Origin of the sequence: Ralstonia pickettii (assembly GCF_016466415.2) — a bacterium.
In the GTDB taxonomy this organism is placed as follows: domain Bacteria; phylum Pseudomonadota; class Gammaproteobacteria; order Burkholderiales; family Burkholderiaceae; genus Ralstonia; species Ralstonia pickettii.
Map to the genome: position 1 here is coordinate 3,030,841 of NZ_CP066771.1, position 19,286 is coordinate 3,050,126.

General features: G+C 63.5%; 21 protein-coding genes and 1 pseudogene. 7 read left to right on the forward strand and 15 right to left on the reverse strand.

All coding sequences use genetic code 11. The features are described from left to right. Positions 1–17: 17 nt before the first annotated feature. Together RP6297_RS14310 and RP6297_RS14315 are read right to left on the reverse strand one after the other, a co-directional pair. On the reverse strand, positions 18–245 hold the full coding sequence (locus RP6297_RS14310; protein WP_009239659.1) for a hypothetical protein: 228 nt from the start codon (positions 243–245) through the stop codon (positions 18–20). Between the two features lie 197 nt (positions 246–442). Further along, positions 443–1,231 (reverse strand): SDR family NAD(P)-dependent oxidoreductase, encoded by a 789-nt coding sequence (locus RP6297_RS14315; RefSeq protein ID WP_009277246.1) that lies wholly within the window; start codon positions 1,229–1,231, stop codon positions 443–445. Positions 1,232–1,513: 282 nt separating this feature from the next. On the opposite strand from RP6297_RS14315, the gene RP6297_RS14320 reads away from it, so the two are divergent. Continuing rightward, complete coding sequence (locus RP6297_RS14320; RefSeq protein WP_004628789.1) at positions 1,514–2,002, forward strand: MarR family winged helix-turn-helix transcriptional regulator; 489 nt, start codon at positions 1,514–1,516, stop codon at positions 2,000–2,002. Between the two features lie 82 nt (positions 2,003–2,084). Here RP6297_RS14320 and RP6297_RS14325 read toward each other — a convergent pair whose 3' ends face one another. The 4 genes from RP6297_RS14325 to RP6297_RS14340 all read right to left on the reverse strand — a co-directional run bounded on the left by RP6297_RS14325 (position 2,085) and on the right by RP6297_RS14340 (position 5,164). Further along, positions 2,085–2,783, reverse strand: coding sequence for a response regulator transcription factor (locus tag RP6297_RS14325; RefSeq protein ID WP_009239657.1), 699 nt, complete (start codon positions 2,781–2,783; stop codon positions 2,085–2,087). 105 nt (positions 2,784–2,888) lie between these two features. Next, positions 2,889–3,809, reverse strand: coding sequence for a S1C family serine protease (locus RP6297_RS14330; RefSeq protein WP_009239656.1), 921 nt, complete (start codon positions 3,807–3,809; stop codon positions 2,889–2,891). A 19-nt stretch (positions 3,810–3,828) separates the two neighbouring features. Beyond that, the gene (locus tag RP6297_RS14335; RefSeq protein WP_223293238.1) at positions 3,829–4,383 is read right to left on the reverse strand and encodes a hypothetical protein; all 555 of its coding nucleotides are present in this window, start codon (positions 4,381–4,383) and stop codon (positions 3,829–3,831) included. Between the two features lie 172 nt (positions 4,384–4,555). Continuing rightward, positions 4,556–5,164: a TetR/AcrR family transcriptional regulator gene (locus RP6297_RS14340; RefSeq protein ID WP_009239654.1), complete on the reverse strand. Its 609-nt coding sequence runs from the start codon at positions 5,162–5,164 to the stop codon at positions 4,556–4,558. A gap of 104 nt (positions 5,165–5,268) precedes the next feature. Here RP6297_RS14340 and RP6297_RS14345 point away from each other — a divergent pair, with 104 nt between their 5' ends. Then, on the forward strand, positions 5,269–6,735 hold the full coding sequence (locus RP6297_RS14345) for an MFS transporter (protein ID WP_009239653.1): 1,467 nt from the start codon (positions 5,269–5,271) through the stop codon (positions 6,733–6,735). Positions 6,736–6,741: 6 nt separating this feature from the next. On the opposite strand, the gene RP6297_RS14350 is transcribed toward RP6297_RS14345, so the two are convergent. Further along, complete coding sequence (locus RP6297_RS14350; RefSeq protein WP_009239652.1) at positions 6,742–7,341, reverse strand: undecaprenyl-diphosphatase; 600 nt, start codon at positions 7,339–7,341, stop codon at positions 6,742–6,744. 252 nt (positions 7,342–7,593) lie between these two features. On the opposite strand from RP6297_RS14350, the pseudogene RP6297_RS14355 reads away from it, so the two are divergent. Further along, a pseudogene (locus tag RP6297_RS14355) lies at positions 7,594–7,790 on the forward strand (diguanylate cyclase); the annotation flags it as partial. Between the two features lie 486 nt (positions 7,791–8,276). After that, on the forward strand, positions 8,277–9,413 hold the full coding sequence (locus RP6297_RS14360; protein WP_009239651.1) for a PAS domain-containing sensor histidine kinase: 1,137 nt from the start codon (positions 8,277–8,279) through the stop codon (positions 9,411–9,413). A 402-nt stretch (positions 9,414–9,815) separates the two neighbouring features. Here the strand turns inward: RP6297_RS14360 and RP6297_RS14365 are convergent, their stop codons facing one another. From RP6297_RS14365 to RP6297_RS14385, 5 genes are all read right to left on the reverse strand, one after another. Next, the gene (locus RP6297_RS14365; RefSeq protein ID WP_009239650.1) at positions 9,816–11,186 is read right to left on the reverse strand and encodes an APC family permease; all 1,371 of its coding nucleotides are present in this window, start codon (positions 11,184–11,186) and stop codon (positions 9,816–9,818) included. 332 nt (positions 11,187–11,518) lie between these two features. Beyond that, positions 11,519–11,770, reverse strand: coding sequence for a hypothetical protein (locus RP6297_RS14370; RefSeq protein ID WP_009239649.1), 252 nt, complete (start codon positions 11,768–11,770; stop codon positions 11,519–11,521). A gap of 110 nt (positions 11,771–11,880) precedes the next feature. Further along, positions 11,881–13,503 carry a chaperonin GroEL gene (groL, locus tag RP6297_RS14375; protein WP_009239648.1) on the reverse strand — a complete coding sequence of 541 codons (1,623 nt, stop codon included), beginning with the start codon at positions 13,501–13,503 and terminating at the stop codon, positions 11,881–11,883. Positions 13,504–13,600: 97 nt separating this feature from the next. Continuing rightward, entirely contained in the window at positions 13,601–13,918 is a 318-nt protein-coding gene (locus RP6297_RS14380; protein WP_004628765.1) for a co-chaperone GroES, read from the reverse strand. Between the two features lie 173 nt (positions 13,919–14,091). Then, on the reverse strand, positions 14,092–14,736 hold the full coding sequence (locus RP6297_RS14385; RefSeq protein WP_009239647.1) for a hypothetical protein: 645 nt from the start codon (positions 14,734–14,736) through the stop codon (positions 14,092–14,094). A 189-nt stretch (positions 14,737–14,925) separates the two neighbouring features. Between RP6297_RS14385 and RP6297_RS14390 the strand changes: the two genes are divergently transcribed. The 3 genes from RP6297_RS14390 to RP6297_RS14400 all read left to right on the forward strand — a co-directional run bounded on the left by RP6297_RS14390 (position 14,926) and on the right by RP6297_RS14400 (position 16,174). Next, positions 14,926–15,369 carry an Hsp20/alpha crystallin family protein gene (locus tag RP6297_RS14390; protein WP_009239646.1) on the forward strand — a complete coding sequence of 148 codons (444 nt, stop codon included), beginning with the start codon at positions 14,926–14,928 and terminating at the stop codon, positions 15,367–15,369. A 33-nt stretch (positions 15,370–15,402) separates the two neighbouring features. Beyond that, complete coding sequence (locus RP6297_RS14395; protein WP_009239645.1) at positions 15,403–15,822, forward strand: Hsp20/alpha crystallin family protein; 420 nt, start codon at positions 15,403–15,405, stop codon at positions 15,820–15,822. Positions 15,823–15,928: 106 nt separating this feature from the next. After that, complete coding sequence (locus tag RP6297_RS14400) at positions 15,929–16,174, forward strand: hypothetical protein (protein WP_009239644.1); 246 nt, start codon at positions 15,929–15,931, stop codon at positions 16,172–16,174. Positions 16,175–16,301: 127 nt separating this feature from the next. Here the strand turns inward: RP6297_RS14400 and RP6297_RS14405 are convergent, their stop codons facing one another. The 3 genes from RP6297_RS14405 to RP6297_RS14415 all read right to left on the reverse strand — a co-directional run bounded on the left by RP6297_RS14405 (position 16,302) and on the right by RP6297_RS14415 (position 19,278). Next, entirely contained in the window at positions 16,302–17,618 is a 1,317-nt protein-coding gene (locus tag RP6297_RS14405) for a hypothetical protein (RefSeq protein WP_009239643.1), read from the reverse strand. A gap of 137 nt (positions 17,619–17,755) precedes the next feature. After that, the gene (locus tag RP6297_RS14410; protein WP_009239642.1) at positions 17,756–18,562 is read right to left on the reverse strand and encodes a hypothetical protein; all 807 of its coding nucleotides are present in this window, start codon (positions 18,560–18,562) and stop codon (positions 17,756–17,758) included. Further along, positions 18,562–19,278, reverse strand: a complete 717-nt coding sequence (locus tag RP6297_RS14415) for a C39 family peptidase (RefSeq protein ID WP_009239641.1) — start codon at positions 19,276–19,278, stop codon at positions 18,562–18,564. The genes RP6297_RS14410 and RP6297_RS14415 overlap by 1 nt, the downstream gene beginning before the upstream one ends. Positions 19,279–19,286: the final 8 nt, after the last annotated feature.

Here is a 19,286-nt window from a genome sequence, read left to right on the forward strand (position 1 = left end):
CATGGCGGGAACCCGGCTCAGTAACCGACCACCGTGTACTGCGGGAATTCCGCTTCGAACGCCTTCTCCAGGTCGTCGACGCTGGCGACAGCCGACGTGTAGACAGCAGTTGTCGAGCCGCTGTCGTAGGCCAGCGTGACAGCCCAGGTGGCATGCGCCTGGTTGACGCGATCGCGTGCGGCCTGGGCCGCCAGTTGACCCGGGCCGTTATCAGGTTTGGTTCCGTAGACTTTGCAGTGGGACATGGCAATCACTCCGAAGATGTGGAAGGAATGCCGCCGACGCACGGGCGAGGACACGCGCGGTCTGCCTGGTCTGCATTCTCAACGATACGGGCGAACAGACGCGCTGCCGGCGGGTCCCGTCGGCATGCACCAGCGACACGGCCAGCGTAAAAGCCGGGGCCGCGCGCCGGAATGGTGCGTTCGTCAGGGCCGACGTTCTAGAACGCCGACTTCACCACGCCGCCGTCCACACGCAGCGCAGCGCCTGTGGTGGCCGACGACAGCGGGCTGGCCACGTAGGCAACCAGGTTGGCGACTTCCTGCGTGGTGGCAAAGCGCTTGATGAGCGAGGTCGGCCGCGCCGTCTCGAAGAAGGTTTTCTCGAACGCTTCGAAGCTCTGCCCGCCCGAGAGTTTTTCGACAAACGCGTCTACGCCTTCGGAACGCGTCGGCCCCGGCAGCACGGCATTCACCGTGATGGCCGTGCCCGCCGTCAGCTCGGCCAATCCACGCGAGAGGCCCAGCAGCGCGGTCTTCGTGACACCGTAGTGGATCATCTCCACCGGAATCTGCACGCCGCTCTCGCTGCTGATGAACACGATGCGTCCCCAGTTCTGTGCACGCATACCGGGCAGGTAGGCGCGCGACAGCCGCGCGCCGCTCAGCACGTTCACGTTGAAGAAGTGCTGCCACTCGGCGTCGTCGATTTCCTCGAACGGCTTGGGGTCGAAGATACCGAGGTTGTTGATGAGGATGTCGACCTTGGGAAAGCGGCCGAGCAGCGCGTCGACCTGGGCCGGATTGGACAGGTCACCGGCAAAGCCCTCGACCTGGGCGTCGGGCACCTCGGTGCGCAGGCGTGCAATCGCGTCGCCCACGGACGCTTCGGTGCGGCCGTTGACGATCACGCGGGCGCCTTCGGCGGCCAGTGCTACAGCAATGGCATGCCCGATGCCCTTGGTCGAGCCGGTCACGAGAGCGAGCTTGTTCTGAAGGTGGAGGTTCATGGCATTCAAAAAAGGAAAATGGAGGAGGACGAGCACGCCGCGCCACATGGTGCAAGTTGGTCACGGCGTCGACGTTTCAACCATGATACGAACCGCCTCGCCCCTTGGCAGCCGCAATCGTTTTGCAGCGGTATCCAACGAGATTTGACGATCGGCGTTGGTATCGATCCCGGCTTGACGGCCTGGGCAAGCGACGATTAGTGTGCAATGAAGTACGCCCAGCGTTACGGGAACGCGGCGCGCCTTACAAGCCGGATCACCGGCAGAACGGGGAGCACGACCATGAGCATCGACGTACAGACACCTGAGGCCGCCGACACCAGCACCAGTGAAGGCGCCTACCAGCTTGACACTATGGACCGCGATACCAACATCGGTCGGCTCGTGCACCGGGTCCGACACGCGTTGGTGACGCATATCGACAGTGCCCTGGCATCGCTGGACTTGACAGCCGCGCAATGGACGGTCGTCATCTACCTGGCCGAAGACCTGGCCACCACGCCGGCCGAACTCTCGCGCCTGCTGCACTACGATCCGGGCGCGATGACGCGGCTGATCGATCGGCTGGAGAAGAAGAACATCGTCAAGCGCGCCCCCAGCGATGCGGACCGCCGCTCGGTGGTGGTGTCGCTCACCGAGCAGGGCCGCGCGCTGTATCCGGAGATCCGGCCGCTGATCATCGACGTGCTGAACCACCTGCTGCGCGGGTTTTCGCAGACCGAGGTCAAGCAGTTGGAAAACCTGCTGTTGCGCGTGCTGCACAACGCCTGATCGGATCAGGCGTTTTCGGGTGGGCAGTCTCAGCCGTCAGCGTTGGCGGTACGCCGGGGCTCGGGCGGGTGCCGCTTAGCGCTCACTGCCCCTCAAGCTCGTGCTTGATCTTGAACAGCTCGGTATCGGTGCGGATACCCAGCTTGCGATAGGCCGATTGCTTTTGCGAGCTGATCGTCTTGATGCTGCGCGCAAATTTCTCGGCAATGTCCGTGACCGACATGCCGTCCAGGCAGCAGCGCAGTACCTCGCGCTCGCGCGGGCTGAGTTCGGAGCGGTCGATCAGGGCGGACAGCTTGGTGCCATTGGTGACGGGCGCGGGCGCATCGGCGGAAAGCGCACCGCGCTCCATCTCGGCAGCCAGCGCGGCATTCAGGCGCTTGCCGCCCGCGGCCACCGTGCGGATGGCGCGTACCAATTCCGACAGATCCTCTTCCTTGCCGACAAAACCGCGTGCGCCGGCATGCATGACCATGCCCACCGTCGCCATGTTGTGATGCGCCGACGCCACCAGGATCTTCAAGTCCGGATAGCGCACGCGGATCAGGCGGATCAGGTTCAGCCCGTCAATCTCGGTGGGTCCGAGCGAGTAGTCCATCAGCAGGACATCCACCTCAAGGCTTTTGTCTTTGAGTGCCTGCACGATTTCGCGACCCGAGGCGAACATGCCGGAAACCTCGATGTCGGTCTCCTGTTTCAGGCGCGCAGCCAGACCATGGCGGACAACCGCATGGTCATCGAGCACGATCACGCGGATCGGCCGGGTCGCGGTCCAATTCATGTTGGCAGGTTCCTATTCGACGGGGATTACTTGCGGCACAAGAGCAGCGCCCCAAGATGCCGCAGAGGCCGACATATTAATAGCATTCCCGCGCAGCGACCCCGCTCACTTGGCCTCGACGATGGTGTCGTCTCGGGCGTAGACGCGGCAATTGATCCATCGCTCGGTACAGAAAGCCATCGCCCGAAACTCCGCGTTCTGGCCTACGGCCCAGGAGTAATGATCGCCGTCGGAGGCGACAAAAATCTTCGGCCACGTTTTCTTCAGATACATATCGAAGCCGGCCTGTTGGTTTCGCCCGAGTTCGCCGGAGCGGCGTGGTGGCGCCGCCTGCGCGCTCGATGCGTAAGCGGCCGGTGCAGCCGTCGCCTGAGCTAGCGATTTCTGCCCGCGCGCAGGGACATCGGCAATCCAGTCCGCAGGAATCGCGAAGTTCAGGTTCTGCCCCATGGTGAGCACGACCTGATGGTCTGTTATGCCAATCAACCGGCCGTCTGCATCGAACAGGCCGCCCCCGCTGGACCCTTGTGAGATTGGGGCAGACGTCTGGATGCTCTTGAGACGTCCTTCGTCATCGGTACGCAAGGACGAGATCAGGCCCTCGCTGATCGTCAGCTCCAGCCCCAGCGGATTGCCGACCGCGTACACTTTTTGCCCCGTCACGAGTGCGCTCCCCGGAGAGAGCATCACTGCAGGCGCGTGGAAATCCGCGACCCGGAGCTGACAGAGGTCGCGCTCCACGTCGGGATACTGCAAACGAGCACCGTAGCTTGCGTTGCCGCGTTTGAGCCAGACTTGCTTGCCGCCGCGCAGCACATGGCAGTTCGTGATCGCCACACCATCGGCGATAACGACTGCGCTGCCAATGGACAGCGGCCGCCCGTCCGAACCCGCAACGCGGACCTCCCAGACGCTGGGCGAAACCTTGGCAAAGACCGCTGCGGGCTCCAGCGCGACCGCGCGCTCTGCAACGCCGGCGCAGACCAACGCGGCAACCAGCAATGAAACCAGTCGAACGATATGCATGTTAGTCAGGCGGGTCGCCTCATTGGGGCAACAGCAAATCTTTGAGGTCGCTCAGCGTGGTCGATCCATCTTCCGAACGGGTGCGATCACGCATGTGCGCGATATCAGCGTCGGTCAAGGGCTGGCAAGCAGACTGCGTTGCCCATTGCCGATAGCGCGCAGCCACCGGGCGCCATGACAGCCCATTGCTGGATTCGATGAGTGCCGCCCGACAGCCCCGCTCGCTTTCGGAGTAAGTCGAACGCAACTGGTAACGGTGCCCCGTCAGCGGAACGAAACTCACCGCAACCGAGCAGAAATAGGTCAGGTTCCCTGCCGGACGCACGAAGTTCACGGCCATGGTCGTCGGCACGTCGGTCAGCACACGCACGGAGCGCGCTGGCTGGTTCGTGGCAATTGCCACGCGTTGCCCCGTGCATGTGCGGGCGTCGTCGAAGACCAGCAATGCGGCGGCCGCGCCGCTGGCGGGCCGTATAAACTCAACCGGCACGGTCCGGGCACCCGCGGGCGGTTCTACATACGGCTGTGCGCAGCCCGCAAGCCACAAAGCGCCTCCTAACAAAGAGGCGGTCATTCTGAGCGTCATGCGCTCCCCCCAAAGGCAACCTTTTCTGAGATCGGCATTTCCTTCTTCGAGCGCAGTGGCACGCACGCTCGATGCCGCTGAAGTGTAACCAAAGGTGAAGGAGAGGGACTGACCTGAGTACCAGCGTTGTGCGCGCGCGTCGGCCGCTGGTCAGCCGCGCTCAGGCCAGCGCCGCGTCGATGCGCGCCTGCGTGCTGCGGCGCGCGCGCTCGAACACCGCCATATCGCCCATCAGAAACGCCACGTTTGCGTTGGAGCGAAACGATTCGATCTCGAAGACGAGCTGATCGACGTCGACATCGGCGCGCAATTCTCCGGCTGCCTGTGCGGCGGTGATCGTCTCGCGAAACCGCGCACGCACCGACTCGCGGTGTCCGCGCACACGATCCTGGATCGCGCCCGGGCGGGCCCGGTATTCGTAGCTGGCCGCGCACACAAAGCAGCCGCCTGGCGATGCGCCGCTGGCCACGTAGTCGAACCAGCCGTCGGTCAGCGCCCGCAGGCGGGCAAGCGGGCTCTCCAGCGCCAGCGCGGGCTCGACCACCGTCGCGCGGTAATGCACGACCCCAGCGTCGAGGGTGGCGAGCTGCAGCGTTTCCTTGTCGCCGAAGAGCACCTGGATGTTGCCCTTGCCCACGCCTGCATCCGTGGCCACACGACCGATGGTCAGGCCCTCCAGCCCATCGGTGGAAGCGATGGCGGTGGCGTGCTCGAGCACCTGGGCGCGCGCACGTTCGCCGCGCTGGCGGCGGCCGTCGGTTTCGTTCATGGCAATGCCCTATCGATGAGTGGGGTCAACACAATCGGCCCTTGACGTGGGCCAATCGCTCTCTAGTATACGTACGACCGTATATTAATGAACCGAGATCCCCCATGTCAACAGAATCCCTTTCTGCTAGTAGCGTCGCCTCGTCAGCCAAACGACATTGGCCGGCGCTGGCGGCGCTGCTGACCGGCAACTTCGTCACCATTCTCGACCTGTTCATCGTCAATGTGGCGATTCCGGATATCCGGGCCGGCCTGCATGCCAGTTTTGCGGAGATCCAGCTCGTGATGGTCGGCTACAGCGCGGCGTATGCGGTGTTCCTGCTCAACGGCGCCCGCCTGGGGGACCTGTTTGGGCGCAGGCGCATGTTTCTGGCAGGCATGGCGCTGTTCACGCTCGCATCTGCGCTGTGCGGGCTGGCCACCACGCCGTGGATGCTGATCGCCATGCGTGTCGGCCAGGGCTTGGGCGCGGCCATCCTCATGCCCCAGGTGATGGCCTCGCTGCGCGTACTGTTTGACGGCGATGCGCGACGCCGCGCATTCGGCACCATGGGCGCCGTGCAGGGCGTGGCGGCGTCGGTCTCGCAAATCATTGGCGGCTGGCTGATCGCGCATCCGCTGGCGGCCGACGTATCCGGCTGGCGTGCGGTGTTCCTGGTGAATGTGCCGATCGGCATTGTGGCGCTCCTGGCGGCCCGCGCCTTCGTGGCGGAATCGCGTGCGCCGGTGGCGGCGCGGCTGGACGTGCATGGCGCCGTGGCGGGTGCGGTGGCGCTGGCGATGCTGCTGGTGCCCATCATGCAGGGCCGCGAATCCGGCTGGCCGTGGTGGTCGTGGGTGCTGCCGCTGGCCTCGCTGCTGGTGTTCCGCCACTTTGTGCGGGTGGAGCAAGCGCTGTCGACGGCGGGCCGCGTCCCGATCATCGAGATGGCGCTGTTCCGCAACCGCAGCTTTGTGCTGGGCGTGCTGGCGATCTTCCTGTTCTACACGGCCATCAGTTCGTACTTCCTGGCGCTGACGATCCTGCTGCAGTTCGGGCGCGGCCTGTCGGCGCTGGCAGCGGGGTTGGTGTTTACGCCCGCGGCCATCGCGTTCTTTACCGGCTCGCTGACAGCGCCCCGTCTGGCTGAGCGCATCGGGCAGCGTGCCCTGCTGCTGGGGGTGGCCACCTTCGCCGTCGGCATGGTCGTGCTGGCCACCATGGCGCAGCTGGGCGCGGGTACCGCCTGGCTGATCCTGCCGCTGATGCTCAATGGCTTTGGGCAGGGCATGGTCATTCCACTGTCGCTCAACACCATCCTGAGCGGCGTGGAAACAGCCCAGGCCGGCATGGGCGCCGGTACCGTTACGACCATGCAGGCCGTGGGCAATGCGGTGGGCGTGACGGTGGTGGGCGTGCTGCTGTTCTCGCTGCTCGGTCAGGTGGAGGGGGCAGAGGGCGCAGTGTCGGCGGACGCTGCCGCCCACGCAGCGCACTATGGCCACGCGTTCGCGCTGGCCACGCTCTACAACGTGGCGGCGACGGTGCTGTCGTTCGTGCTGTTCTGGCGGGCGTGGCGCCGTCACGCCTGAGCGGGCTTACTTGCGCACCCAGCCGCGCCGCACGCAGGGCGCCAGCACCACGCCATGCAAGGCCAGCCCCAGCCGGTGCAGCGGCTCCGACAGCGTATGCGCCACACGCCCGCTGCAAAGCCATGCGCATAGGGCCGACACAGCCGCCGCGCCCAGCATGTCGAACGGATAGTGCACGCCCAGGTAGATGCGCGCCCACGCCATCGGCACGCCCAATAGCGCCAGCAACACACCCACGCGCCGCAGGCGTGCGTTCCACATCAGGCTGAATGCCACGGTCCACAGTGCGGTCAGGTGGTCGCTGGGGAACGACGAATCCGGCGCGTGCGGCAGCAGATTCGTGCCCAGTTCAATCGCAAACGGCCTGGGGTGATACCACGCAAGGCCGAAGCCGACGTTGATCGACAACGCCAGCGCTGCAGCCACGCCGGTCTGCAGTGCCTGCCTGCGCGTGGTGGGCTCACCCCACAGCCAGCCGGCGACGAGCGTGAGCGGCACCAGCCAGATCGCGTATTCGGCAAAGGCCATCGCCAGCCGGACGGTGGCAGCCGGTGCGTCGGCCGGTGCGTTGATCCAAAGAAACAGCGTGTGATTGAGTGATTCCATACAGCGTCGGTCCAGGGCCCGAGTGATTCAACAACCGTGAGATGCCGGACCCACACTACTAAAGATTCCCTTCAATTCCCTTGGAACCGGCCTGTGGGCAAGCCTAGGCCACCCGACTTAGGCCAGCCGTAGCGATCTCCTCCTTGCCCGGGTCATCGCCTAGGCTTTTCCCACCGCCTGACGCTCCCTAGGATGTAGGCACACCGACACGCGGGCAGGTCGGACACGCACAGTCTCGAACTCCGGGGATGAATGGAAAGTTTTCTGATTCAGCGGGACACACGCCGGCAGGCGACGTTTGCCGGTGCGATTGCGCTGCTGATCTTGTTGACGCTGGGCGTCGCTGCACCACGCGCCGGCTTGCAACGGCCTGGATCAACCCGTTCATGCCGATGTGCGCGCTGACCACGTTCACCACGGCCAGCATCGCCGCGTTTCTGCTGGGCGCGCTCACGTAACGCACATCAAACATCAAGCACCCGTGAGCGTTTGCCCTGCCCGTCTTTGCTGTCTTCTTTATTTCTTCTGTATATAAAAATAGTAGTAGTAGATAACGGTGGACCGTTTCTGTGGATAGCTGCAGAAAGCGCTTTTGCGTCAACGGCTTGCGAATTGCACAACCCGTCGGACAGTATGTGCCGTTGCGTGGATGACTCGTGCAGGGCACGCCCCACCCTCCCGGCAACCATCAAAGTTATGCCCGTGCTGCGGACAACCTGACCCCGGGCAGCCAACACAGTTGTCCCTGAAGTTCTTCACGCGCTTATCCACATATCCACAGCGGCAATCGCGACCATGTCCATGCGCGCAAGCGCGCTTCCAGGTCGGTGCCTTTGATTGCCATCCTCCAGCAGCATATTCTTGGGTAGATGCTCGGAAAACGGCTTCCAACTGGCGTGCCTTAGACGCCCGAACCCGCTGCGACGGGGCTTGATATGGATACCAACGCAGACAGATTGCGAAAACCGGCAAGCGATGCAGCCATCGCCCACGTGCCCGTGGAGGAGCGTTATCGCACCTTGGTCGACGCGATACAGGACTATGCAATCTTCCTCCTGGATCCCACAGGTCACATCGCAAGTTGGAATGCCGGTGCCCAACGCATCAAGGGCTATCACGCCGACGAAATCATCGGCCAGCACTTTTCGGTCTTCTATCCTGCCGAGGCAATTGCGCAGAACTATCCGGGCGAAGAACTCAAACGTGCGGCCGCCCTTGGCCGCTGGGAAGACGAAGGATGGCGCATCCGCAAGGACGGCTCGCGCTTCTGGGCCAACGTGGTGATCACTGCCCTGCGGGATGAAGACGGCGACCTGATCGGCTTTGCCAAGGTCACCCGGGACCTGACCGAGCGCGAGCGGCTCAAGCAGCTCGAGTACGCGAGCGAGCTGGCATCCCGGGTCGAAGCCACTCGCGAAGAAGAAAAGAAGCGTATTGCACGCGAGCTTCATGATGACCTCGGGCAGCAATTGACTGCGCTGAAGATGATCATCACCGGCCTGCTTGCAGATGACAGCACCACGCCGGAAGCCCTGGCATACGCGCGCGAAAGAACACTGGCGATGAGCCATGCTATCGACCACGCGCTCGCGTCGGTCCGGCGTCTTGCCGCGGGCCTGCGGCCGACCATACTCGACGACCTGGGGCTGCTGCCCGCGCTCGACTGGCTCGTCACCGATTTCGGACAACATACCGGCCTGCGGGTCGCGCTGATCTGCAATACGCATACGGTGGCGTTCAATGACGCCGCCTCCACCGCGCTGTTCAGGATCGTGCAGGAAGGTCTGACCAACGTTGCCCGGCATGCGACGTCGGCAACGAAAGTCGTGGTCGATCTCCGATGCGACCGGGCAAATTGCGAGCTGGCGATTCACAACGATGGCGCCGTCGTCACGCACTCCACCAAACCCGCAGCCGGGCGGCCGCCGTCATCGGGGATCGCCGGCATCCGCGAGCGCGTGCGCCGCCTGGGAGGGACTTTCGCGGCGGGGCCACTCGCACAGGGCGGCTACCGTATCCAGCTTTCGATTCCGCGGAAAGCGATTGCCCTCGATGTGCCATCCGGTCAGTAGGCGTCTTCCGCGCGACCGAATATAAAGCCCACCACGTTACGCGCTTGGCGCATCAGGTGGGGAATTTTCGAAACGTCAATGAACGATCGTTCTTCAACACGACCGGAGAATAGCGACGGATTCGCATATACGAACCCCATGGGCAGTGCGACGCAGAATGCCCGCGCCGCCCGCACAGCGTGCAATAGTCGTCCATGGCAATGACCTTTATCGAGAGCTGGATGTCACCGACTTGAGTATCGGTGTGACGCCCGGCTGCCGCCATCAGCGGGCGCTCATTGTGTTGTCCGGGCACGCCCTTGTTTCTGTAGGTCAATACGGCAGGCGCTGTCAGTGCAGCCTGACAGCATTCGGCGCCCCAGGTTGGCGCCGGGTGAATGGCAATGGGTGCATCGGACTGGCTCAGGCGGAGCGAGCCGACCAGATCTTTTTACGGTTCAGCAGCAGCGGAATGACACCGATGGCGATGCCGCCCATGCCCACCATATTGGTGACCCAGTCGAAGGTCGGGATGCTGTAGAGCGCGATGAAGAAGAGGAAGAGCCCACTAGCCACCGGCCAGATGACATGGGTGATGGCGACCCATGGCCCCTGCGTCAGCACCTTGCGGTAGTACCAGCCGCAGGCCAGCCCCGTGAGCCCCAGGTAGAAGCAGATCTGGAAGCCGATGGCGGTAATCGAATCGTGCAGGATGACGTTGATCGTCGGCAGATAGGACGACACGAACAGCAGTGCGAGCCCCGTCAGCCAGATGAAGAAGATGGCGATGTGCGGCGTGCGCCAAACCGGATGCAGGCGCGCATAGCGTGCGTGCAGTGCGCCGTCGCGGCTCTTGGCAAAGAGCGTGCGCGTGAACTGCAGCATCTGGGTTTCGACCGTGCCCACCGTGCTCAGCAAGACCGCGACGATCGCGACGTAGCCCCAGGTCGGCCCAAACAGCTTCTCTGCAATGGCGAAGATGATGTTCGTGTTGTAGTGCTGGATCTCGGCATCGGACAGCGCAAGCTGCGTGATGACGATGAAGACAAGGAAGAACACCATCAAGAACACCATCGACCAGAACGCGGCACGGCCGGGCGTACGGTTCGCGTCGCGCGTCTCTTCGCTGAGGTTCATCGTCACGTCCCAGCCGTAAAAGAAGAAGATCGCCACCAACGCGCCGTTGGCAAACAGCTTGGGTGTGAACGCGAAAGGCCAGAACCAGACCCACGAGAACGGGTGCTGCGGCGTACGCGGAAACACCATGAAACTCGCGACGATGATCCCCAGCAGGATGACACCCTCGACAATCGTCATCAGCACCTGCACGTAGCTGGTGAGCTTGATGCCCTTGACGACTACCACGCTGACAAACGTGAGCCATGCCGCCGCGATCAACGTCACGTAGTGCACGTTGTTCATCATGGGCCGATCAAAGATGAGCAGCGTGGCATTTGCCGCCGGAATCATGGCGGACACCATGAACACACAGCACAGCACCAGCAGGGCCCACCCAGCAAAGAAGCCGAGCGCGCGCCCGAATACCATGCTCACCCACGAATACGAGGTGCCGGCACTCGCCAGGGCACGGTTCATGTTGATGAACGCGTACGCGATGCCAAACATGATGAGCCCGCACACCAGGATGCTGGCCGGCGACTGCGTGCCGGCCGTCCCGATGATGGTGGAAGTCGTGATCTCGATGCTGTAGGCCGGGGCAGTACCGGCGATGCCCATGATCACCGATTCAACGATACCCAGGGAATCGGCATTGAGCTTGGCGGGTTGGTCCATGGATGCGCGACTCCCAGTCGAGATTGGGGTGCAATAGACCGATTTTTACCCTGTGCCGGATAGGCGGGCAATAGGGGCGTCTCTGGGCTGGAGCGGTGTCGTGGACGTGGGTTCTGGCAAGCCTTTGCTCTGTATGGCCAAGACGCTCGGAACGAGCCAAGCCTGAAAATATCGACCGGGCAGCACATGCGCGCGCCCCTATCCCCTTTTGAGCTGGGTCGATACGGGGCCAGGATGGCCGTCATGGTTGGGCGTGCAGCGGCGTTCTCGCGCTCTACATGGCCTCGTTGGCAGGCGTGGCGTCTTCCGGGCCGGAGTTGGTAAGTCGAGCGCTAATCCATCATGAGATGACGCATCAACAGCGTCGGGTCCGCGATCTCGAGAATGAGACGACGTAGCACGCGTTTGCGCATGTGCCCTTCGTCCAGCACCCACGGAGCGCTGACCTCGCTGAGATGCCGCGCGATCGCATCGCGGTGGTCGGCACCTTCAGGCAGGCTGAGGCGTGCAGCCAACAGGCCGGCAACGACGTCATCGATCTCAACGTCCAGGTGCTTCGCGTCAATGGTGAGTTGCAGCTTCATGGGCGTGATCGAACCTCAAAAAGCCGGCACCGCAACGGGGACTAGCGGCGCCGGAATGCAGTTGCACCGGCCGGCGAACCGGCCGGTCGATGGCAGCACAACTGCGTGGTTCAGTAGTCCAGCTCAGGCGCCGGCACTTGCGCGGGCTTGTCTTCCTTCGGTGCCTCCGCAATGGTCGCATCCGTGGTCAGGATTAGCCCGGCGACAGACGCGGCGTTCTGCAACGCGGTGCGCGTCACCTTGGTCGGGTCGACGACACCCGCTTCCACGAGGTCGCCGTACTCTCCGGTGGCCGCGTTGTAGCCGTAGTTGCCCTTGCCTTCGGCGACCTTCGCAATGACGACGGACGGCTCTTCACCAGCGTTGGCGACGATGGCGCGCAGCGGTGCCTCCAGCGCGTGCTGCACGATGCGGATGCCGGCATCCTGATCGCTGTTCGCGCCCTTCAGGTTCAGCACTGCAGAGCGGGCGCGCAGCAGGGCCACGCCACCGCCCGGAACGATGCCCTCTTCCACAGCCGCGCGGGTGGCGTGCAAGGCATCGTCGACACGGTCCTTCTTCTCCTTCATCTCGACTTCGGTGGCTGCGCCCACCTTGATGACCGCAACGCCGCCGGCAAGCTTCGCCACCCGTTCCTGCAGCTTCTCGCGGTCGTAGTCGCTTGTGGCCTCGTCGATCTGCACGCGGATGGACTTGACGCGGGCATCGATGCTGACCTGGTCGCCGGCACCGTCGATGATGATGGTGTCGTCCTTGCGGACCTCCACGCGCTTGGCCCGGCCGAGGTCCTCCAACGTAGCCTTCTGGAGCTGCTTGCCGGTTTCCTCAGAGATGACGGTTGCGCCGGTGAGCACGGCGATGTCTTCGAGCATGGCCTTGCGGCGGTCGCCAAATCCGGGCGCCTTGACGGCGGCGACCTTCAGGATGCCGCGCATTGCATTGACGACCAGGGTGGCCAGGGCTTCGCTCTCGACATCCTCCGCCACGATCAGCAGCGGCTTACCGGCCTTCGATGCCGCTTCCAGGATCGGCAGGAGGTCGCGGATATTCGAGATCTTCTTGTCGTGCAGCAGGATCAGCGCGTCGTCCAGATAGGCCGCCTGCTTTTCGGGGTCGTTGATGAAATACGGGCTGACATAGCCGCGGTCGAACTGCATCCCTTCGACCACGTCCAGCTCGTTGTCGAGCGACTTGCCGTCCTCGACTGTAATGACGCCTTCCTTGCCGACCTTCTCCATGGCCTCGGCGATGATCTTGCCGATGGCTTCGTCCGAGTTGGCCGAAATGGAGCCCACCTGGGCGATTTCGCGGTTGGTCGAAATCGGCTTCGACAGATTGCGAAGCTCATCAAGCACGGCGGCCACGGCCTTGTCGATACCGCGCTTGAGATCCATCGGGTTCATGCCGGCCGCCACGTGCTTCATGCCTTCCTGCACGATGGCCTGGGCCAGCACGGTGGCCGTGGTGGTGCCGTCACCGGCAATGTCCGCGGTCTTGGACGCGACCTGCTTGACCATCTGCGCGCCCATGTTTTCGAAGCGGTCCTTCAGCTCGATTTCCTTGGCGACCGACACGCCGTCCTTGGTGATGGTCGGGGCGCCAAAGCTGCGCTCGATGACCACGTTGCGGCCCTTGGGCCCGAGCGTCACCTTCACGGCATCGGCAAGAACATTCACGCCCTTGACGATACGGACGCGCGCGCTGTCGTGGAACTTGACGTCTTTTGCACTCATGTTTGTTGCTCCGGATAAGTCGTTGACTCAACACGTCGCGAACAACCGGCCTATTTGCGGTGTCCTGTCCGGCAGTGTCCGCGAGCGGCTCGAGGCTTCAGGCGGCCTTGGCAACCGCCTCGGCGTGGGTTTCGATGACGCCCATGACGTCTTCTTCACGCATGACGAGGAGTTCCTCGCCATCGACCTTGACGGTCTGCCCGGCGTACTTGCCGAACAGCACCTGGTCACCGACCTTCAATTGGAGTTCGCGCTGCGTGCCGTCCTGAAGCAGGCGGCCCGTGCCGACCGCGATGACTTCACCCTGCTCGGGCTTTTCTGCGGCGGAATCAGGAATCACGATGCCCGAGGCCGTCGTCCGTTGCTGTTCGATTCGCTTGACGATAACCCGGTCGTAGAGGGGACGAATCTTCATTTCCATCTCCTGAGCGATAGATCACCAAAAAAGGGAATCCGGCTTGCGCGCCATTCAAGCAGGGCGCCAGGCAGGGCGAGCAAGCCGTGCCGAATACTTGGCGGATTGCAAAATAGAAGCGCACCGCCGCGAGTTCAAGAGGTGAAAAAACGGCGAGTTTGTAACAAAATGTTTCACGGCAACAGGATGCGCCGGACGGCTCCCAGGCGGTAGACCGTTCGGCTGCGGACCGGCCGGTGGCGCGGTACTTGGCGGGGGATTGGAAGGACAGGACAGGGCGGCTCGCGTCCGCCATCCGGGCCGAGCGTATCGTCCGGCTCCTCAAGCGCCTGCCACACGCCACCCTTGACGGGCCGGAACAGCCAGCGCAGGTAGCCTTCGTTCGCGGCAATCTGCATCAGCTGGGCACGATCGGGGGCGCCATCGATGAGTGCCTCGTCCGCCGAGGCACCTTCGTAATCGCCGAATGCCTGGCGGCATGCCAGCGCTTCACCTGCGGATGCGCCCACCACGTTGCAACCGCGTCGCTCGACGCGCTCAAGATCCCATGCGCCGAGCTGCCAGGCGGCGTCGAGCAGCGCCTCGTCAACGGCTTCGACGCTCTGCCAGGCGTGCGTTAGCTGAATGGCCGAGCCCGGGACGGAGCGCGGTGGAATGTCGACTCCCGGCAACACGAGCGGGCTGGCGCGGCGAAATCCATGCCAATGCAGGATCGCCACGAGCGGCGTATTCGGTCGGCGGGCCGCTGTCACGGTGACCGCGACCAACGGCAACCGCACCGCATCCATCTGTTCGTGCACTGCGTTGAAAAGGTCCATGAAACCTCCGAATGACGTATCGAATGGCCTCTTGAAATTTCCGCTTGGCTCCTTATTTTAGGAGTCGTCAATGCAGTCGCGGTTCTCGCGCTGCGTGTTTCGATTTATTTGTCAGTGGCCCGCCACGGACGGATGAACTGGAGCGCGTAGTTCGGTTCAGTCTCCGTGCGGGCCCTTCAGGAGCCAGCCATGAGCGATCTGTTTTTTGGCACCGATCTGCTGGGCGAATTTGATCGCCTGCAACGGCAGATGGCCACTCTCTTTGCGGGTGCACCCGCCAGCCTGCGCGCCACACGCCTGGGCACCTTTCCACCCGTCAACATTGGCAGCACCGATGACTCGGTCGAGATCGTCGCATTCGCCCCGGGGCTCGACCCCGCGCAAATCGACGTCTCGATCGACAAGGGGCTGCTGACGATCAGCGGCGAGCGCAAGCGCCCGGATTTCGAGATGACCGACGACACGCGCGTGTATGCCGACGAGCGTTTCACCGGCGCGTTCCGTCGCGTGATTGAGTTGCCACAGGATGTCGACCCCGACAAGGTCAATGCACGGTACGTCAACGGCTGCCTGACCATCAGCGTCGGCAAGTCGGAGGCATCGAAGCCGCGTCAGATCACAGTGCAAGGCTGAGCCACAGCTTGCGCAAGCATCAAGGAGCACATCATGAACGACACCACACAATTGGCGACCCAGGCGCAGCCGGGTAAGACCGCGGTTGCAAAGCAGCCAGGCGAACAGCCCGCCGCACGGCAGACGCATCTGGCACCGCCTGTTGACATCTTCGAAAACCGCCAGGGCATCACGCTGTTTGCCGACCTGCCGGGCGTGCCGCGCGAGAAGCTCGATGTTCGCGTACAGGATGGCACCCTCACGGTCGATGCCGAGCTGATGGTGCCTACGCCGCAGGGTCTGCGGCTGCAGCATGGCGAAGTCCGACACCCGCATTTCTCGCGCACCTTTGTGCTGAGCCCGGACTTTGACGCATCGCGCATCGACGCTCAACTGCGCGACGGGGTTCTCAAGCTGACGATCCCGCGCCGCGATGAAGCGAAGCCGCGGCGTATTGAAGTCCAGGCCGGCTGAGCCCATCACCGGCCGTCGTTTTGCCTTGCAGGCGGGCGCGCTCCTTGCGCGCCTGCATTTGGCACCGTGCCCCCTGGTTACGGTTGTTTGTTACTAGGAGACAAAGATGCTGAGTGCACACGAATTTGCCACGCTGATGTTGATCTGCCAGTCACCCGAGCAGGTCGACATGAACCGCGCTGAATTGGACGCGTTGCTGGAGCGGCAACTGGTCATGCTCGAACGCTCCGCCGAAGGGCACCGCCGCCGTGCGCGGCTGACCGATACCGGACGCTCCGTGCTGCGGGCGTTGAATGCGGTCGATCGTCAAAAACGCGTTACACCGGGATCCGCGCGCCGGGACGCCGACTAGCCTGTGGCTTTGCACGCGCACCTCTCGATCCAGGGCAGAACATCCCGCGCTCAGGCGCGTTCGTTGCGTTGCCGTTCGCTCCACCTACGCCACGCCTTGCCGTCTGCCGGGCGCCACGACCCCTGCGCTACCACGTGTACGGGAAGCGAAGCGTAAAGACGTAGTTCGGCGCGTCCGGCGTCAGGCCCATGGCCAGCGTGGCGCTGATCGACAAGTTCTTGGTCAGCACATGGCTGATGCCGAACGTCATCGTGCCTACGTTGGTTTTGCTGCCCACCACCGACTGTTCGGCGCCGCCCTCTGGGGTGATGCGCGTGTTGCCGGAGAATGCGGTGCTGTAAGCCATCGTCAGCGCCGTGCGGTCGTTCAGCGCCAATGCAAGGCCTCCGCCCAGGGTGATGGTATCGCCCAGCTTGACCTTGCCCGGCTGCACCACGCCTTCGGTCGAGGAGATGTCAGCAAACGAGCGCGGCACGTAGTATGTGTAGCTGGCATTGGCAAACAACACCACCGGGTCGTACGTCTTCAGGAAAGACATGCCCAGCGTGCCGCTCCATACACCGTTGCCGGTCGGCAGTTGCTGGTCGATGATCAGGTTGTTGTTATTGCTGTCGGCATGGATCAGCTTGATGCCGAACGGTGAACGCCCGGTCGGTACACGCACGCGAAAGCTGCCGACAATGTCCGGCAAATCCGCTGACTCCTTGACGAGCTGATAGTAGATGCCGGCACTCACATCGCCCAAGCCCGCGGACGTCTTGTCTGCCTCGCTGACGGTGCTCGATGCCCCACCCGCACCGCCGCTGAAGAACGTGCTGGAGCGATACACGGCCGGCACTGTGAAATCCGCGCTCAGCCGATCGCTGAAGCCATAGCGGCCGGTGACGTCGAAGGTCGTGACATTGGCCTTGGTCTGGACCAGGTTGATCTGCCCGAGAAAGATCGCATCCAGCGCCAGAAAGCCCGACAGCGCGAGGTTGCGGCGGTCGTAGTAGCTGTAGCTGATGCCGGTATCGATTGTGAAACGTCGCTCAAACAGCGGCGCGTGCTCGGATTGGAAGACGAGGTCCTTGCTCTGGATGCGGGGCTTGTCGTTGGGGTCGGGGCGCGCGGCGGTTGTGCTTTCCGACGCTGGCGCCGTGTTGCCGGATTGGGCGACCAGCGCAGACGACGGCGATTGTGTTGCCGTGGTTGCGCCCGCAGCGGATGCCTGTGCGTTGCTGGCACCGACGCCACGCCCGCGCACGCGCACGAGTTCCAGGTCGCCGACGCGCTCTTCCAATGCATCAATGATCTTCTGCTGCCGCTCGATGATGCGCTGCAGACGCGCCAGGCGCGCGTCAAAGGAGTCTTCGGCAGACGGCGCCGATTGCGCTTCGGCCGCCGCAGGAAGCAACGACCAACATGCCACTGCCCACGCCACTGCCGTGCGTCGGTGTCCCATGTTTCCCCCCGGAAAGCAAGGCGGAGGCTAAAGAGCCTCCATTTCAGCGCACCGGCCCTATTGCCGAGCGCCGCCTCTCACTGCCTGCCTGTGTGTTCTTCTATTGCGTCGTTATAGGAAATTCTGCATCGGCACGTCTAGCGGCGTAAACCCGCCACCGCCTGCAATGCCTGCGCCACGCCGATCTGAGCCAGCTGCTGACGCGACATCGTCTGCATCTGCAGTTGGATCGACAACTGGTTGGCAATCAACTGCGCATTGCCCGCCATTTGCGCCACCTGCATCACGCTCCCCGCCGCCCCGGCCAGATTGGGCGTCACCGACTGCGAGACGACGCCCATCGGGCTGGTGATGGCAACCTGCACGCCGCCCGCGCCCGCCTGGGCCTGGGCGGTGAATCCGTTCTGCGCCGCCGTTGCCAACGCGCTGCCCGAAGGCAGTGTAGGCAATGGAGCGGACTGCATCGAGATCGATGTGGTGTTACTCGCCAGATTGTTGTTGCCAGCCACCTGTGTCACCTGGCCGACACCGTTGACCTGTACACCGGCCCCGCCGGAGGCTGCCGCCCCGGGTGTGGCGCCCGCCAGAGCCCCTATGCCCATCTGCACCGACGCCAGTGTGCTCACTGCGACGCTGGCGGTACTGGTGCGCAGGTTGGTGGCGAGCAGCCGCGCTTCGGCCGCTGCCTGCCCTGCTTCGTTGCGCCATTGCGAGGCCATTTCAATCATGAATCCGCTGACGATGCTGGCGCCGAGGTATTTGCCGCGCTGCTGGGCCAGCTCACCGTCATCGGCCAGCTCGACTGCGGTGCCGGAATGAAACAGCACGGCACTGTCGTGCGCTTCGGCCGGCGCGGAAGGATCAGGGAGCGGCCCGGCGCTGGCTCCGGCACACCAGCCGGCATACGCGAGCGGCAGCATCCATGCGAGTGTCTTGGTTTTCATCAGAACAGGTCCCACCGGGCAGGTCCAAATTCCATCTGGATCGGCAGCATCCCTCCCGAGAACGCGGCGTTCTCACGCGCACGCAAGCTGGGAGCATTCGTCTGCAGCAATCCGGAATCGGCCTGGACCGACACGTCGCCGACGATTGCAAATACGAGGCCATTCCACGCAGGCGCAAATTCCCACTCCTGCATGATGCGATTGCCCAGTGCAGGGTCGGCGATAAACACCCTGCCCTGGGCCGCGCGCTTGACGACCACGAAATGTTGGTACCCGTTCAAGCTCAACAAGACGATCACCGGGATCGCCAGATCGCGCAATGCCGCCATGTCCACACGGTAGCCACGGCCCCTAAAGCCGAGTGTCTGCACATAGTTGCGCATATCGAGCATGGAGAACCCTTGCTCGGCGACCTGCTTCGGGTCGCTCACTTTCATCATGTCGGCAATGACGCGGCGCTCATCGATGTCCAAGCCATAGCCGTAGCGCAGCAACGTGCCAACCGCAGCCGCCCCGCAACTGAAATCCTGCTGCTGTCGCATCACACTGCGATAGCGCAGCTCCGCCATGCTCTTGACCGGCTTGTTCAGTGGCATTTCGCTGTCGGCGCGCAACGCAATCGCGCCCTCCTGGGCACTGGCCTGCGTTGCCCACAAGCCGCCTGCGCAGAAGAGACACAACACCATCCTGCCCACCGATTGACGGTTCAGTCGCATGAATCCCC